Raw genomic sequence first — 15,365 nt, forward strand, 5'->3', positions numbered from 1 at the left:
ATTATCCCTTACTTCCACCGCTGGTGAGACCGCTGACCAGCGTTTTCTGCAACCAGATGGCAATAAACAGTGGCGGCACCGAAGCCAGAATACCAATCGCCGCGATCAGGCCATCATCGGTCGCACGTCCGGCGGTGAAACCGGCAATCGCGACTGGCAGTGTCTGTGCTGAAATGTTGCTGGTGAACAGCAGCGCGTAGAAAAACTCATCCCAGGCCAGCAGCCAGCCAAACAGTGCTGCGGCACCGAGCACTGGTTTCGCCAGCGGCAGTGTGATGCGTAGCAGAACCTGCCAGAAGCGCAGACCATCCAGACGCGCTGCCTGTTCGATATCACGCGGCAGCGAGTCAAACTGGTTCTTCAGCATCCAGGTCAGAAACGGCAGGATTAGCGAGCAGTAGACCATCACCAGACCGGGACGTGTGTTGAGCAACCCCAGCAGTTGCAGCAGAAAGTAGAGCGGCAGAACAAACGCCACCGGCGGCACCATATAGATCGCCAGTGCACCGGAGAGCCAGGCATCACGTCCGCTGTAGCGTGAGAAACTGAATGCCGCCGGTATTGCCAGCAGCAACGAAATCGCCGTTGCCACCGTTGCTACCAGCAAACTGTTGCCGAGTGCATGCAGAAAAATGTTGCCCGGCTGGTTTGGTGCCAGTGAAACCAGTCCCTGATAGCGGCTGAAATCCCACTGACGCGGCAGCCACTCCAGCGGAACGCGTGAAAGATCACTGGCAGAACTGACGCTCATTAAAAACAGCCAGCCCATTGGCGCCAGAATGCTGATGGCGACCAGCAGCGCCGCCATATAACGCAGCATACCCCGCAGTTTAGTTTTCATAAGCGGAACTCCGGCGACGCTGATGCCATAACATCAGCAGGTAAAGCGTAATAAGCAGTGCGCACATCAGGGTCATCAATATTGCGTAGGCCGCACCACTGCCAGCACGCAGATAGCTGAACGACTCCTGATAGACGAAAAAGCTTAAGGTTTTGGTGCTGTCCACCGGGCCGCCGCGGGTCATGACATAGATGATGTCGAAGATTTTAAAAGCATCGATGGTGCGTAATACCAGTGCAACGCCAAGCGGGGCAACAATTGCTGGGAAGGTAATCGCCCGGAAACGACGCCAGGCGGATGCGCCATCCAGCCGTGCCGCTTCAAACAGATCCTCAGGGATCGATTGCAGTGCCGCCAGCACCAGTAGCGTGACCAGTGGATAGTTTTTCCAGATATCCGCGAACATTACCGCGTTGAGTGCCGCACCCGGCGAGCCAAGCCAGCTGCGATAGCCATCAATAATACCGAGCTGACTGAGCAGCGCGTTAATGCTGCCGTAATCAGGGTTAAAGTTCAGCCGCCACATCATGGCATTGACAATGGTCGGTAGCGCCCATGGCAGAATTACCAACACCCGCAGCACGTTTCGCCCGATGAATTTCTGATTCAAAAGCAGCGCGACCAGCACACCGATGATGCCTTCGAAGGTGACGGATACAACGGTGAAGTAGAGCGTGCGCCAGATCGACGCCCGAAAGTCGGGATCGGTAAGCGCATAGAGATAGTTTTCCAGGCCAATCCAGGCGGGTGACTCACCGCTGCCAATCAGCGCAGCATCAGTAAAGCTCAGCCAGATAGTGCGCAGCAGAGGCCAGGCGGTTAACAACAGCATCACCAGCAGCATGGGTGCAAGCAGCACCCATGCCTGACGCTGTTCGCGTTGACGCAAACTCAGCATCATGACTCCTTAACGCAGCCGGGCAGCGCTTTTATCAATCGTTGCCATCGCGTCCTGCGCCGGGGTTTTTCCCAGCAAGACCTGTTGTAACTGCTGCTGCAGCTGATTGGACAGACGAGAATAATCAGCAGTCTCTGGACGTGACAGCATCACGTTTAATGATTTATCCGCTGCGGCAATCAGGCTCTCCTGATCCTTTTTCACCGCCTCATCCTGATAAGAAGATTTCCAGATCGGCAGGCTGAGCTTGGCATACTGATTCTGGACAGGCTGTGAGGTCATGTACTGAATGTACTGCCACGCCTCATTGGCATGCGTACTGCCTTTGGTGATACCCAGTCCCATTGAGCCGTTCACTGCGCCCACTTTTCCAGGCGCATCGCCCGGCGCTGGCATAATGCCAACGTCGCCCGCCACTTTGCTCTGCTTAGGATCGTTCGCCATGTTGTACATGTAGGTCCAGTTCAGCGCGAAAGCCGCATCGCCATTAGAGAACGATTTACGCACATCTTCTTCCAGATATTCACGGGATGCTGGATTACTCAGCCCATCATCGAGCGAACTTTTCATCAGGTTCAGCGCCTTAAGCGAGGCAGGACTGGAGAAGTCGAGCTTGCCGTTCTGATAGAACTTTCCACCAAAGCCTGACACCAGCGTGGTGTAGTCACACACCAGCGCTTCAGCCTGAGACCAGCTCCAGACCAGCGGATAGTTGACGATCTTCTTATCTTTGATGATCTTCGCGTCATCCAGCACCTGCTGCCAGGTCTGCGGCGGGGTGGTGATGCCCGCTTTAGCCAGCATCGCTTTGTTGTAGTAAAGGTATTTGGTATCCAGAATCCACGGCATACCCAGCGTCTTACCCTTGTAAATCACCGTGTTCATCGCGCCCGGAAAGACCTTCTCTTTTTCCTCTGGCGTAATGCGTGCGCTGACATCCTGCAGCAGGTCAAATCGGGCGAACTCTGCTGGCCAGATGGCATCAAAGAGCACCACATCATAGCCATTACCGCCTGCACCGCGCGCTGCCACGATTTTATCGTGCAGCGCTTCGTAAGGAACAAACTCCAGATTGACAGTGACATCCGGGTGCTGCTTCTGAAAATTTTGCGTCATGGCGCGGATATCGTTTTCGCTGTAAGCCGCCTGAGTCATAAACAGGGCATTGATCTGGCTGGCCGCCGCCGCGCTGCCTGCGCTTAACATCAGTAAGGCAGCAAAACCGGCTTTCAGTTTGGGGGTATAACGCTGTGACATGGTCTTCTCCACTATGCAGCAACAGGCTGTCGGTTAATTAAATCAATTTGATTGATTTAATCGGGGGCGTAATTTGGTCAGCATATAAACTGACCTGTCAGGAGTTAAGCAAACGGCATGCCACAGTGCTGAAGATCTGTGCAACAAAGCCGTAACAACGCTAACACTCAGACTGCGCTTTTATGGCAAAATTGCCTATTCTGATGTGCAGAAATTGCGTGCAGCATCAAAGATATTGTTTGCCCGAATGACACTGGGGACCAATACTGTCAGGCCCCGCTGTAATGGAAAACAACATGAAAACCTCGGGTACCAACCTTGAACATGCGCGGGCGCACAACCGACGTGTGGTGATTGAAGCCATTCGACTTCACGGTGAGCTGACCCGCGCAGAACTGGCTCGCATGACAGCGCTGACGCCGCAGACTGTCTCGAATATCGTAGCGGAGCTTGAGCAGGCCGAGCTGCTGACCAGCCGACAGCCGCGCCGCAGCGGCCGTGGTCAGCCTTCGATTCCGGTCACGCTCAATCCCACCAGTGCGTGGTCAATCGGGATTCATCTCGATCATCAGACACTGTTACTGGTGCTGGTCGATCTTAGCGGCGAAGTGCATTTCCGCCGCCTCCTTATGGTGCAAAAGCCTCAGCCTGCTGCCACTCTGGCGTGCATTGCCAGCGTGCTGGAAGAGATGCGTGCCTTTCTTGGTACTCAGTGGCAGAAAGTGCTGGGTATTGGCGTGGTGATGCCGGGGCCTTTTGGCGTGGAGGGGATTTCATCAACAGGCCCCACGACACTGAACGGCTGGGAGCAGGTCGATATCGAGGCGGAGCTCGCCACTATCAGCGGATTACCGGTCACGCTGGAAAATGACGCTACGGTGGCCGCTATCGGCGAGCGCTTTCACGGCACGGCGCGGCATCTTAATTCCTTTATCTATCTCTACATCGGCACCGGTCTGGGTGCAGGCATCTTCACCGATGGCCATATCTATACCGGCCACGCTCAAAATGCGGGCGAGATCGGACACATCGTGGTGGAGCCGGGCGGTCGGGACTGTTACTGCGGCAATCAGGGCTGTCTGGAGCGGTATGTCTCATTGCAGGCAGCGTATGAATTCTGCGGCCTCGATCCGATGCGAGCGTTACCAGAAGATTTGTTGCAGATTGAACCCGCGCGCTTTACTGCATGGATTGAGAGTGTAATGACGCCGTTGCGTCAGGCGATCAATATTCTGGAGTCGGTGTTTGATGCTGAAGCGGTAATAATTGGTGGGATGATGCCTGCGCCTTTGCTGGAGCAGATGATAAAACGATTGCCACCGCTTTATCAGTCGGTGCGGGGACGTTATCTGTTTGATATGCGGCTAAAGATTGGTATGACCGGCAGCGATACCGCTGCGCTGGGTGCTGCAGCCTTGCCGATTTTCGATGAATTTAACCCGCAGTTTCAGGTACTGATGAAGTAGGCAAGGAAATCGGCGCTGTTGCAGGCAACAGCGCCTTTCGTATCAACCTGGATAGATACCGCGATCTTTACGCGCCATCAGAATGCGCTCACACGCCACGATATAGGCTGCGGTGCGGAGCGAGCAATCTTTCTCCTTCGACTTCTCCCAGACGTGAACCATCGCTTCCGTCATGATTTTATCTGAGCGACGATTGATCTCATCTTCGCTCCAGAAGAAGCTCGCCATGTCCTGCACCCATTCAAAGTAGCTGACCGTTACGCCACCCGCGTTACAGACCACATCCGGTACCACAATAATGCCGCGCGTTGCCAGCATGTCATCGGCATCCGGATAAGTTGGTCCGTTTGCCCCTTCCAGCACGATTTTGCAACTCAGGACTTCAGCACGCTCGCGGGTAATCTGTCCTTCCAGTGCGGCCGGAATCAGTATATCCATCCCGGTGGTCCAGAACGCCTCTTTATCAATGTTCTGAGCGCCAGGGAAGCCGGCAATCTGCTTATTGGCGATCTGCCATTCAGTCAGTGCGGCCATATTGATACCATCGGCGTTAAACAGTGTGGCGGTATGATCCTGAATCACGACCACGCGTGCGCCGGCCTCTTCAAACAGGCGTGCTGCTTCGCTACCCACGTTACCAAAGCCCTGAACCGCAACGCGCGCGCCTTCAATTTCGATACCGGCACGACGCGCCACTTCGCGTCCGGTAATGAATACGCCGCGACCGGTAGCTTTTTCACGTCCCAGTGAACCGCCCAGATGAATAGGTTTACCCGTGACGACGCCGGTGATCGTTGTGCCATGGTTCATGGAGTAGGTATCCATCATCCAAGCCATCACTTTGCTGTTGGTGCCAACATCTGGTGCCGGAATATCTTTCTGCGGGCCGATGATAATGCCGATCTCGCTGGTATAACGGCGGGTCAGTCGTTCAAGTTCGCCATCGGACAGTTTGAAAGGATCAACGCGAATACCCCCTTTGGCACCACCATAGGGCAGGTTAACTGCCGCACACTTGATGGTCATCCAGGCGGAAAGGGCCATGACTTCATTAAGGTCGACGTCCGGATGGTAGCGAATACCGCCTTTACCTGGCCCGCGCGACAGGTTGTGCTGAACGCGATAGCCTTCGAAGTGGCGAATTGAGCCATCATCCATCTGGAGAGGAATATCAACAATCAACGCACGTTTTGGATGACGCAAAGTATCTATCCAACGTGAAAGATCGCCCAGATAAGGCGCAACCCGGTCGATTTGTTGCAGATAGGTGGACCAGGCAGATGTGCTACTTTCAGACGCATAAGATAACTTATCCATAAAAAACCTTTCTTAATGAAGTTATTTATTGTGTGGAGCCGTGGACGTTAAACGCAGTGTATTGCGCGGACATAATCTAACACTCCTGAAACAAATAAGATGCGGTGCCAGGCATGCTGACGTGCAGCGACGCCCTGTTTTGGGGCAACCTGAGTGCATAGATTAGTTATAGTTACTGGCTTAATGCGAATAATGATGCGGCTTAAGTGCGTATTCAATGCATAGGGCGGGAAATATCGCTATCTTTCAATTCTTTGAGGGTGCTCAAAAAGTTAAATAATTGATCGCATCTGTGTTGACTTTGTTGCACCAATTAAGTGCATGAGAATAAGTAATCAAAGGATTACATAAAGTAATGAGTCATGCGCTAATAGCGCTGGCTAATCAGTGATTTAGAAAAGAGGGAGGGAGTCGTGCAGAAAAGACAAAAATAGCGGGCCAGTAAAAGGGCTGACCCAAAAGATGGTTAACGGCTCAGGGCCTGTTCAGCTTCATTCAGTTCCTGACGCGCTTCGGCCAGTTTATCTTCACGCTTCTGGATCTTGCTGGCGCTGCGTCCTTCTGCTTTTGCTTTTGCCAGTTCCTGTTCCCGTTCCTGTACTTCGCGCTTTTTCTCTGTCACTTTTTCGTGGCGTTCCTTTGACAGGCTGCTTTCGCTACAGTGCTGATCGACTTCGCGTAGCGCCTTTTCAAGGCCAGCAACCTGATGAGTATTATTGTGCTGGCGCGCATAAGAGAGCTGAGTTTCGATCGCCTGCTTTTTGGCGGCACACCCTGTCAGGGCCGTGGCCGCATGAGCCACAGTCAAACTAAGTGGTAACAGATAGAGGCAGAAGGTCAGTAAGGTCTTTTTCATTATCGTCTCGTCAATGAGTCAGAATCGTGGCACCAGTATACGGAGCCAGCTTATGAGATTCTTAACGAAAAAAAATTTACCGGCGGTGGAAGAAAAGAAGGGAAATGGAGGGCTGCCTGCTTCAGGCAGCTGATGATGCAGAAGAGTGGAAGTAATGCAGGTTACGATCCGGGCCGCTGAGCATTACCGGGTGACCATTCTGATGCTGCTGTTCAAAGTAGTCCTGCATTTCCTGAGAAATCCCGGCACCACACCACATGACATGATGCTGGTAAAGCTCGGTCTTAAGTGCAGGTTCTCCACTTGCATGTGAATCCACCTCGACATTAAAGCCCATGGCAGTAAGACGAATCGCTTCGAGCCAGATTTCAGTCTTATCCAGAACACTCACCGCTTCCAGAAATAAAGGGACTGATGATTTATTTCGCGATGAGAGGCGCATCACTTTATCCGCCTGCTGCTGCACAGATTGCTCAAAACGCGCCAGGCGTCGCGATGCACCCTGACGCTGATCGGCATGAAGCCAGACGCTCAGAGGTCGCAAAAGATTGATGATAAAATCATCACCACTGTAGTTGCTGGACATGTTGTGCATCTGACGGGCAAGCGACAAGGGTGTGCCAAATTCAAGCTGCCAGAGCATGTCGCCTTTACGCGCTGCCCAGCCATAGGTCGTGACCGTTGATGCGGCCAGCTGTCCCTCTCTGATCTCTTCAGGCGTCGCGCCTGTAGCGGTTAATCCCACTAAGGCATAGATTTCGCTGAGATGATCATCGTTCCAGATGTCGGGATTCTGCTGCGCCGTCAGTAAACCCTGTTTAATCCAGCGTTTAAGGTTAGCCGGATGCGTACCCGTTAATCCGCAAATAGTATCGGTAGTAAAAGAATGCATATCGTGCCCTCTGTTGAGGGAGAGGCCGCCGTATTGAACCGGGGATGAGTGGCTACTATGAACCTTATAACAGCGAATTAACAGGGAAAAGCCGTGTAAAATCGGCGAGAAAGCCGCGTGACGCTTCGCTTATTCGTTATTATTCTGATGGTAAATTCATGATGATCAGAGAGTTAAAAGTGTCCAGGACCGTTTGAAAAGAACTGTGTATTTATTCAGTAAAGATTCTTTACGCAAATATACCGGGAACGGATCTCCTGTTACCTTTTTAAGAGCATGCTGACTGCTTAACCCCTTACATCCACCCGGCAAATCGTTAAAATAGCGGGTTCTGATGATCAGGAGAAAGAGTGTCCCATGCGTTATCGTTTTACTCTCGCCGTGGTAACGGTTGCGGCTGTACTGACTGGTTGTGCGAAACATGCCGCCAGCGATGCGCCAGATGAATTTGCGGCTGGTCCGACGCAGATTGATGTCTCACACATCAAGACTCGTGCAGATGATGGCTCCAGTGTGTTCCTGACCGTAGATGGCAAAGACGCCGGCAGATTACCTAATGGCGAAAGCATGCTGCTGCACGTTCCTGCCGGAAAGCACCAGATTGGCGGCTATGTGCCAACCCTGTTTGGTATGGGTCGAGTGACAATCGCACCTGTAGAAGTGACCACGTCACCTGAGGATGTCAAAAAAGTGGCTTACACGGTTACAAACAGCAAAGCTACCTTTGTCGAAAATAAGGGTGTGCAGGGCTGATTTGATGACGGCGGAGAGCCGCGCTCTCCGCTGGTACGTTCACACTATAAACCGAGCTCACTCAACGCGGGGTGGTCGTCCGGACGCCGCCCCTGTGGCCAGTGAAACAATCGCTGTTTTTCATCGATTTTAAGATCGTTGATGCTGGCAAAGCGCTGCATCATTAATCCCTGCTCGTCAAAGGCCCAGTTCTCGTTGCCATAGGAGCGATACCACTGACGCTGCTCGTCATGCCATTCATAAGCAAACCGAACCGCAATCCGGTTCTGGTCAAAACTCCACAGCTCCTTAATCAGCCGATATTCCTGCTCCCGCTGCCATTTTTGCTGAAGGAAAGCGACAATTTCTGCCCGGCCGGTCAGGAAGGTATCGCGATTACGCCATTGGCTATCCGCTGAATAGGCCAGAGAGACCCGCTCAGCATCACGGCTGTTCCAGCCATCCTCGGCCAGACGGACTTTTTCAATTGCCTGTTCAGGCCGGGTAAAGGGCGGTAGAGGCGGACGTGAATTTTCCAATGTTGTTTCCTTTTATCGCGCAGGCTGCAGCCCCATCATTATTCGGGATGATCAGAGTTCGAGAGCGTGAATCTGGCAGACAGCACGTGCCGCTTCCTGACCCTTTTTCACGAAGTGCTGTGTATAGAAGTCGATAAACTCGGCTGAAGGCTGGAAATTATGTGGCGTAAGGGAAACGGAGAAAACCGGCACATTGGTTGCCAGCTGCGCCTGCATCAGACCACTGACCACGGCCTGGGCGACAAAATCATGACGATAGATGCCACCATCTACCACCAGTGCTGCACAGACAATGGCATCAAAATTGCCGGTCTGCGCAAGGCGTTGCGCCAGTAACGGCATTTCAAAAGCCCCTGGCACATCCCAGGTTTTCATTTCGTATGAGGTCCCACGGCTCTCCAGTTCCTGTTCAAATCCTGTCAGAACCTGCGAAACGATTTCGCTGTGCCAGTTGGCTTTAATAAAGGCGACTTTCAACGGCTGCATGACTTTCTCCATTTATAGGTGACATCCAGTGGTAACGAGCCAGCTTGCGCCCCTGCACCCCGAATCAAAATAGTGAGTCTGGCAGGCAACTAACCTGCTGACAATCATCACTATACTGTAATGTAAAGATTCTGTGTCCACCATTGTGATTATATGTAAATAACCAAAGGGAAAATTACCCTCATATGCTGCAGCAAAGGCGGATAACGCGCTGACAATCTCAACGCCATCGCACTTATTCGTTCAACACCCGCCTCTTATTGCCTGATCTGCGTAACCGCTTCCAGTTACGGAATTGCTTAAATAAAATACTGGATATCCGAACAGGTATTTGTATAATAAATGGACTGCCCGCCGGGTATTGGAAGCGATAGTGAGGGGTGAATCCATGATGATATCGACTGAAAGCCTCAGGTCTCTGGAACAATCGGTCACAATGAGCAGTCGTGAGCTGGCTCAGATGACCGGTATCACACATGGAGAAGTGAAGCGTTTAATCAAAAGTCTGGAGACGGCCGCGCGTCTCTCCCAGCCACTTAGCGTGAATGAATATGAGCGGGAAGGGGAAGTGCGTCAGGAGTACCGTCTCAACAAGCGAGACTCGCTGCTGGCCGTGGCACGCCTGTCGCCAGGCTTCACAGCTGAGGTGCTGGATCGCTGGCAGGATCGCGAAAAAACCTCACATCTGCCTGACTTCACTAACCCGGCTGAAGCGGCTCGCGCCTGGGCCGAGCAATTCGAACAGCGTCAGGCGGCTGAGCAGCAGCTGGCTCTCTCAGCACCCAAGGCAGCGTTCTTCGATAATTTCGTTGAGGTTGATGAGAGTCTTGGCTTTCGTCAGCTCTGCAAAATGTTAAAAGTGAAAGAACCGGCGTTCCGCCAGTTCCTGCTGGAGCGAAACATCATGTATCGTGCCAGGGGAACACTTACCCCGCAGCACTACCATCTTCAGGCGGGCTATTTTACGCTGCACTCCGGCACGGGCGAAAACCAGCACGCGTTCTCTCAGGCTCGCTTTACGTCGAAAGGGGTGAAATGGGTCGCCAGCCTTTGGGCAGGTCATCTTTCTGCTCAACTTAAAGGCGCAGCCGCATAACCGCGCCTTTGATTTAGCAGGCGGAGCAGAGGGACAAATATATAAAATGTACCGATAACTGAAGCCTGGCTTGAAATACAGAGACAAAAAAGGCCGCGACAGAGTGCGGCCTTTTCGACGTTATGGATTGCAGGATGAATTACCAGCCTTTAATCGCATCACCTTTATAAACTTCTTCTGCTTTTGCCGCGACTTCAGGTGACTGCAGTGCAGCCTTTAACTTCTGAATTTTATCGCTGTCTTTATTATCTTCACGAGATACCAGTGCATTCACGTAAGGCGATGAGGCACTCTCCATGAATAAGCCATCGCGGTGTGCTGATAATCCAGCCTGAGCCGAGAAGTTGGTATTGATAATCGACAGGCTTACATTGGGATCATCTAACGTGCGGGTCAGCTGGGGCGTGTCCACCTCAACCAGCTTCAGATTTTTTGGGTTTTCGACGATATCCAGCGAAGTGGGTAAATATCCCACTCCGTCTTTCAGTTTAATCAGGCCCTGCGCCTGCAGAAGCAGCAGGCTGCGTCCCAGCGTAGTGGCTTCATTAGAAATGGTGATCGTGGCGCCATTCTGTAGTTCACTGATGTTTTTGATTTTGTGCGAATAAGCCGCAATCGGGAAAACGAATGTCTTGCCGACTACAGCAAATTTATAGCCGCGCTCTTTAGACTGAGACTCAAGATACGGCAGGCTCTGGAACGCATTGGCATCGACTTCTTTGTTATTCAGCGCTTCATTTGGCAGCACATAATCATTGAAGTTAAGCACTTCAACATCAAGTTTGTATTTATCTTTAGCAACCTGCTGTACCACCTGCCAGATCGCTTCGTCCGGGCCGGTATTAATCGCGACTTTAACTTTGTTATCGTCATCTTTTGAGCAGGCGGACAATAATAAAACAGAACTGGCAAGTAATGCCGTAAACAGACCTTTCATTATCAGAAATCCCTCAGGTAGTAGATGGAATCAAAGATAATACAGAAATCACAGGTTGCGTACTGACGCCGGAATATATCTTATAACCACAACGCGTAATTCGAACATAAATTAACCAGCTTCTTACCTTTCAATAATGGGTTGCCTGGATTACTGATTTTGCTGGATGAAATCTTCTGTGTGCCCGCGTATTACGCAGCCATGTGATTTTCTTCTACGCTTAGGCATGGGTCGTAACTGGCATTTTATTGATTATTAACAGGGATTAACCATGTCAAAGCAAGATAGCGGGATTAACGCAGTTGAAGTGATGCGCAGCAGTCAGGCGTGGAACGGTGAAGTTATCGAAGCCTATCCTGCTGGCGAACCAGAACTGACCGTCATGCGGCTGTCACTGCCTGCCCACACGTCATTGCCCTGGCACACCCATCCCATGCCAAATGCGGCGTTTATTCTTTCCGGCACACTGATCGTGGAAGATAAAGAGAGCGGTGAGCAACGGACTTTCCATGCAGGTGAAGCCCTCAATGAGACGGTTAATAGTGCGCATCGGGGCTATACCCTGAATGAGCCAGCTGAACTGGTGATTACCTATGCGGGTGTAAAAGGGCAGGAGTTAACCGAGCCATTGCCGGGTGAGCCAGCGGAATTTTAAATCCTGAAGCAGCACGGCAACGTAAAACACTGCCGTGCTGCCACTCTGCAGACCGAATCCATTTCGCCTTCGCGATTGCTTACACGCCTGAAGTGAAAGTGACAAGGCTCCAGGTTGCGAACAATAGGGGTCTTTCAATCACAACCAAACCCCGCTTCCCGAAGTACTGCTTTTGCCGGTTCCGATCTTAAAAATGCAGCCAGTTGTCCTGCCTCAGACGTGATTACGGCACAGGCATAACGCGCAACAGGATTAAAAGCCTCGGGGATATCAATTACCCGCAGGCCGGCAATCTGGCTCAGGGCTTTTCGATAGCTGGCGTAGCCGATAAACAGATCCGCCTGATCACTCTGGATAATCCACTCCGCCGCCAGCTTGCCTGCGGGAATGGCTGCTGAGTCACGTCCGCCCACCACCGTTTGTGCGCGCTGGCGCACGGCCTCTCCGGCCGGGCCCATCCGGGCAAAAAGAACCTGAGCATAATCGCCTGAAGGATCGGCTAATGGCGTAGAGGTTGCGATTCGCAGCGAGTCTCGTGTGAGCAGCTGATACCAGTCATCACCCGCCTGAATGCAATCACTGCGCACCGTGAGGCAGAGCTTATTGGTCGCAAACGACATCAGCGCCAGAGCTCGCCCGGCAGCCAGCAGCCTCTGTGGATGCTCCTCACTGGCTGAAGCAAAGAGGTCACAGCGCTCACCCGCCTCGATCCGTTCGCGGAGCAAGCCGGCGGGACCAAAGTGGGTTTCGACAGGATGAGGGAAATGCGCCATCATTGCAGGCCAGACCGTTTTCAGGCTACCCGCCGCCAGTACGCGCATCACTCTGGTCCCTGATAAGTGGTGCGATAGAAGCGTTGATACCACCTGTTAGCCAGCTTATTCATGTTTATATCTGTAAACTTCTGCGGATAGAGTTTTTTTGCCATCCATAATTCGCCGAGCCCCATCGCTTCAGGCATTGGGTAGCCCCAGGCTTTGGCGTAATCCGGCATTAAATAAACGCGATGATGTTTGACTGCGTCAATCGCCTGCCATTGCGGTGAACTGTTGATTTCATTAACGACGGAAGGATAACGATCCTGCACAAAAATCACCTGTGGATTCCAGGCGATCACCTGCTCCATAGGCACGGTTTTAAAACCTTTTACGGTCGCCGCAGCGACGTTGACCGCCCCAGCATGCAGCATCATCAGCCCGGTATACTTGCCGGAGCCGTAGGTGGTGAGATCCGGATTAGCCATATAAGCGCGAATACGTTTATCCGCCGGAATATCCCGGAGGCGATCGCTGACGATTTTGCGGCCCTGATCGGTAGCCTCAATCAGTGCTTTCGCTTCTTCAGGTTTATTGATGATCTCGCCGATAAGCGTAATACCTTCCCGCAGCCCTTTGTCATAGGCTATCTCCTCATCGCTGAGGGTCGGATTCATTTTGGCCTTTTCTCCCGGCTGGTCATGACGCAGCGAGATAGCAACCACCGGAATGCCCAGTGCAGTAATGCTGTCGATCATCTCATGCGGCGCATAGTTGGTGACAAAAACCACCTGCGGATGCAGCGCCACCAGTTTTTCGGGATCGACATGCGTCAGATCGCCCAGCGTGGTTTTCTGGTTTAGCTCGGGTGCCAGACGGGCATAGCTATCGCCAAGCTGCTGCTTCCAGTTCGCCATTACACCCACAATTTTATCCGTGGCGTTCATCTGCACCAGCAGATTCAGCGTCTGATGCTGAAGCACCACGACGCGATCAACATGGTCTGGAATCGTGACCTGACGGCCAGTCTGATCGGTTATCTGGCGTGACGCATGGGAAGAGAGTGGAAGGAGTATAAGTAAACTCAGTGTGCATGCCTGCCAGAAGCGCTTCATTAACTATCCTCGAAAATCGTTATACAGAGAATTATATAGCGATACGTAGCAGACGTCATCGTCTGGGTTACACCTCATCTTTTGAAGGAATAATCAAAAGGGCGTACGTCAAAATTTTATTGTGCCTTTCACCTCAGCACTGATTATGTGCAACGCCCGTTACTGGCTCACCATCCCGGTGCCTCATAGATTTTGTCTCGTCTATTTTGCTGATATTTCAGTATTTAATTTCTGGCACGCCATTTGCCTGACTCTTAGCAGTAAGCAGCGTCAGACACAATTGATTGAAATAGCTGGCTAGGGTTCCGGTTCACGCAGGTGAATGGCTGGTCCGAGAGCTGGCGACCTCTGCGAGGTTACACGGCGGGACAAAAGCCCGGGAGACAGCGGCACCATCTGGTGTCTTGCGCTGCTCCCGTTTTTTTGTGCCAACCAGAGGTCAACCATGAAGAAATCACCACTCCTGACGCTTGTTATGTCTCTGGCGCTGCTGGTCAGCGCGCCGTCTTCCGCCGCAGTCAAAAAAGAGTTCAACATCTGCTGGACCATTTACGCAGGCTGGATGCCGTGGGGCACCATCAGCAATGAGAAGATCATTGATAAATGGGCCAGCAAATATGGCATTAAAATTCATATCACCCAGCTCAACGATTATATCGAGTCAATTAACCAGTACACCGCAGGACAGTTTGATGGTTGCACCATGACGAACATGGATGCGCTGACCATTCCTGCGGCAGGTGGCGTTGACTCGACGGCGCTGATCACCGGCAGCTATTCCGATGGCAACGACGGTGTGGTGCTGAAAGGGGAAAATAAGAAACTCAGCGATCTGAAAGGAATGTCAGTCTATCTTCCTGCGCTGTCGGTGTCGCATTACCTGCTGGTTCGCGGGCTGGAAAAAGCCGGACTGCAGGAGAAAGATGTCAAAGTTGTGAACACCTCTGATGCGGATATCGTCTCAGCTTTCGGCACCAGCAACGTCAAAGCCGCCGTGGCCTGGAACCCGCAGCTCTCGGTGATTAAGAAAACCCCGCAAACCACTGAAGTGTTCAGCTCCTCGGCCGTACCAGGCGAACTGATTGACATGATGGTGGTCAATACCGACACCCTGAAAGACAACCCCGCGCTAGGCAAGGCGCTGACCGGCGCCTGGTTTGAGATGATGGCGAAAATGCAGTCTGGAGATACGCAGGCGCTGAGTGCCATGGCCGCCGATTCCGGTACTGACCTCGCCGGATACAAGGCGCAGCTGAAAACCACCCATCTGTTCTGGACGCCTGCCGAAACCGAGACATTTGTCTCTTCTCCCGATCTGGCGAAAACCATGCAGCGCGTCGCCGCATTCTCCTTTGATAAGGGATTACTGGGCGAGGGCGCACAAAGTGCCGACTTCATCGGCATGAGCTTCCCCGGCAACATCACCGTCGGTGATACAGCAAACATCAAACTGCGCTTCGACGACAGCTATCTGAAGATGGCCGCCGCGGGCAAGCTGTAATCACCGATATCAGGAGTTTTTG

The 15,365-nt window shown here is 52.3% G+C and carries 16 protein-coding genes and 1 riboswitch; of the genes, 5 read left to right on the plus strand and 11 right to left on the minus strand.

Going from position 1 to position 15,365, the window contains the following annotated elements:
- Position 1: 1 nt before the first annotated feature.
- Genes AC6I77_RS20395 through AC6I77_RS20405 form a run of 3 tightly spaced genes read right to left on the minus strand, consistent with a single transcriptional unit; the run spans position 2 to position 2,996 of the window.
- On the minus strand, positions 2 to 841 hold the full coding sequence (locus tag AC6I77_RS20395) for a carbohydrate ABC transporter permease (RefSeq protein ID WP_497817272.1): 840 nt from the start codon (positions 839 to 841) through the stop codon (positions 2 to 4).
- Positions 831 to 1,739 carry a carbohydrate ABC transporter permease gene (locus AC6I77_RS20400; RefSeq protein ID WP_497817346.1) on the minus strand — a complete coding sequence of 303 codons (909 nt, stop codon included), beginning with the start codon at positions 1,737 to 1,739 and terminating at the stop codon, positions 831 to 833. The genes AC6I77_RS20395 and AC6I77_RS20400 overlap by 11 nt, the downstream gene beginning before the upstream one ends.
- 9 nt (positions 1,740 to 1,748) lie before the next feature.
- Positions 1,749 to 2,996: an extracellular solute-binding protein gene (locus AC6I77_RS20405; RefSeq protein WP_375150343.1), complete on the minus strand. Its 1,248-nt coding sequence runs from the start codon at positions 2,994 to 2,996 to the stop codon at positions 1,749 to 1,751.
- 296 nt (positions 2,997 to 3,292) lie between these two features.
- Between AC6I77_RS20405 and AC6I77_RS20410 the strand changes: the two genes are divergently transcribed.
- The gene (locus tag AC6I77_RS20410) at positions 3,293 to 4,462 is read left to right on the plus strand and encodes an ROK family transcriptional regulator (RefSeq protein WP_033763325.1); all 1,170 of its coding nucleotides are present in this window, start codon (positions 3,293 to 3,295) and stop codon (positions 4,460 to 4,462) included.
- A 42-nt stretch (positions 4,463 to 4,504) separates the two neighbouring features.
- Here the strand turns inward: AC6I77_RS20410 and AC6I77_RS20415 are convergent, their stop codons facing one another.
- The 3 genes from AC6I77_RS20415 to AC6I77_RS20425 form a co-directional block, all read right to left on the minus strand.
- Complete coding sequence (locus AC6I77_RS20415; protein WP_003855119.1) at positions 4,505 to 5,779, minus strand: Glu/Leu/Phe/Val family dehydrogenase; 1,275 nt, start codon at positions 5,777 to 5,779, stop codon at positions 4,505 to 4,507.
- 466 nt (positions 5,780 to 6,245) lie between these two features.
- Complete coding sequence (locus tag AC6I77_RS20420; RefSeq protein WP_497817273.1) at positions 6,246 to 6,635, minus strand: DUF1090 domain-containing protein; 390 nt, start codon at positions 6,633 to 6,635, stop codon at positions 6,246 to 6,248.
- A 121-nt stretch (positions 6,636 to 6,756) separates the two neighbouring features.
- Positions 6,757 to 7,527 (minus strand): hypothetical protein, encoded by a 771-nt coding sequence (locus tag AC6I77_RS20425; RefSeq protein WP_003855125.1) that lies wholly within the window; start codon positions 7,525 to 7,527, stop codon positions 6,757 to 6,759.
- Between the two features lie 357 nt (positions 7,528 to 7,884).
- Between AC6I77_RS20425 and AC6I77_RS20430 the strand changes: the two genes are divergently transcribed.
- Positions 7,885 to 8,280 (plus strand): hypothetical protein, encoded by a 396-nt coding sequence (locus tag AC6I77_RS20430; protein WP_003855127.1) that lies wholly within the window; start codon positions 7,885 to 7,887, stop codon positions 8,278 to 8,280.
- 44 nt (positions 8,281 to 8,324) lie between these two features.
- On the opposite strand, the gene AC6I77_RS20435 is transcribed toward AC6I77_RS20430, so the two are convergent.
- Both AC6I77_RS20435 and AC6I77_RS20440 read right to left on the minus strand, forming a co-directional pair.
- Positions 8,325 to 8,798 (minus strand): nuclear transport factor 2 family protein, encoded by a 474-nt coding sequence (locus AC6I77_RS20435; RefSeq protein ID WP_003855128.1) that lies wholly within the window; start codon positions 8,796 to 8,798, stop codon positions 8,325 to 8,327.
- Between the two features lie 51 nt (positions 8,799 to 8,849).
- On the minus strand, positions 8,850 to 9,284 hold the full coding sequence (locus AC6I77_RS20440) for a 6,7-dimethyl-8-ribityllumazine synthase (protein ID WP_008924667.1): 435 nt from the start codon (positions 9,282 to 9,284) through the stop codon (positions 8,850 to 8,852).
- A 388-nt stretch (positions 9,285 to 9,672) separates the two neighbouring features.
- Here AC6I77_RS20440 and AC6I77_RS20445 point away from each other — a divergent pair, with 388 nt between their 5' ends.
- Positions 9,673 to 10,380: a phage antirepressor KilAC domain-containing protein gene (locus AC6I77_RS20445; protein ID WP_008924668.1), complete on the plus strand. Its 708-nt coding sequence runs from the start codon at positions 9,673 to 9,675 to the stop codon at positions 10,378 to 10,380.
- A 139-nt stretch (positions 10,381 to 10,519) separates the two neighbouring features.
- Here the strand turns inward: AC6I77_RS20445 and AC6I77_RS20450 are convergent, their stop codons facing one another.
- Positions 10,520 to 11,317 (minus strand): MetQ/NlpA family ABC transporter substrate-binding protein, encoded by a 798-nt coding sequence (locus AC6I77_RS20450; RefSeq protein ID WP_003855132.1) that lies wholly within the window; start codon positions 11,315 to 11,317, stop codon positions 10,520 to 10,522.
- A gap of 271 nt (positions 11,318 to 11,588) precedes the next feature.
- Between AC6I77_RS20450 and AC6I77_RS20455 the strand changes: the two genes are divergently transcribed.
- Complete coding sequence (locus tag AC6I77_RS20455) at positions 11,589 to 11,972, plus strand: cupin domain-containing protein (RefSeq protein ID WP_003855134.1); 384 nt, start codon at positions 11,589 to 11,591, stop codon at positions 11,970 to 11,972.
- Positions 11,973 to 12,106: 134 nt separating this feature from the next.
- Here AC6I77_RS20455 and AC6I77_RS20460 read toward each other — a convergent pair whose 3' ends face one another.
- Together AC6I77_RS20460 and AC6I77_RS20465 are read right to left on the minus strand one after the other, a co-directional pair.
- On the minus strand, positions 12,107 to 12,793 hold the full coding sequence (locus AC6I77_RS20460; RefSeq protein ID WP_497817347.1) for a molybdate ABC transporter substrate-binding protein: 687 nt from the start codon (positions 12,791 to 12,793) through the stop codon (positions 12,107 to 12,109).
- Positions 12,793 to 13,842 (minus strand): ABC transporter substrate-binding protein, encoded by a 1,050-nt coding sequence (locus tag AC6I77_RS20465; protein WP_497817274.1) that lies wholly within the window; start codon positions 13,840 to 13,842, stop codon positions 12,793 to 12,795. Before AC6I77_RS20465 ends, AC6I77_RS20460 begins: the two co-directional genes overlap by 1 nt.
- A gap of 286 nt (positions 13,843 to 14,128) precedes the next feature.
- A riboswitch (guanidine-I (ykkC/yxkD leader) is annotated at positions 14,129 to 14,227 on the plus strand.
- A 60-nt stretch (positions 14,228 to 14,287) separates the two neighbouring features.
- Between AC6I77_RS20465 and AC6I77_RS20470 the strand changes: the two genes are divergently transcribed.
- Complete coding sequence (locus tag AC6I77_RS20470; RefSeq protein ID WP_008924671.1) at positions 14,288 to 15,343, plus strand: putative urea ABC transporter substrate-binding protein; 1,056 nt, start codon at positions 14,288 to 14,290, stop codon at positions 15,341 to 15,343.
- The last annotated feature ends 22 nt before the right edge of the window (positions 15,344 to 15,365 follow it).

Source organism: Pantoea sp. X-Soil-ISGK-259, from assembly GCF_059730705.1.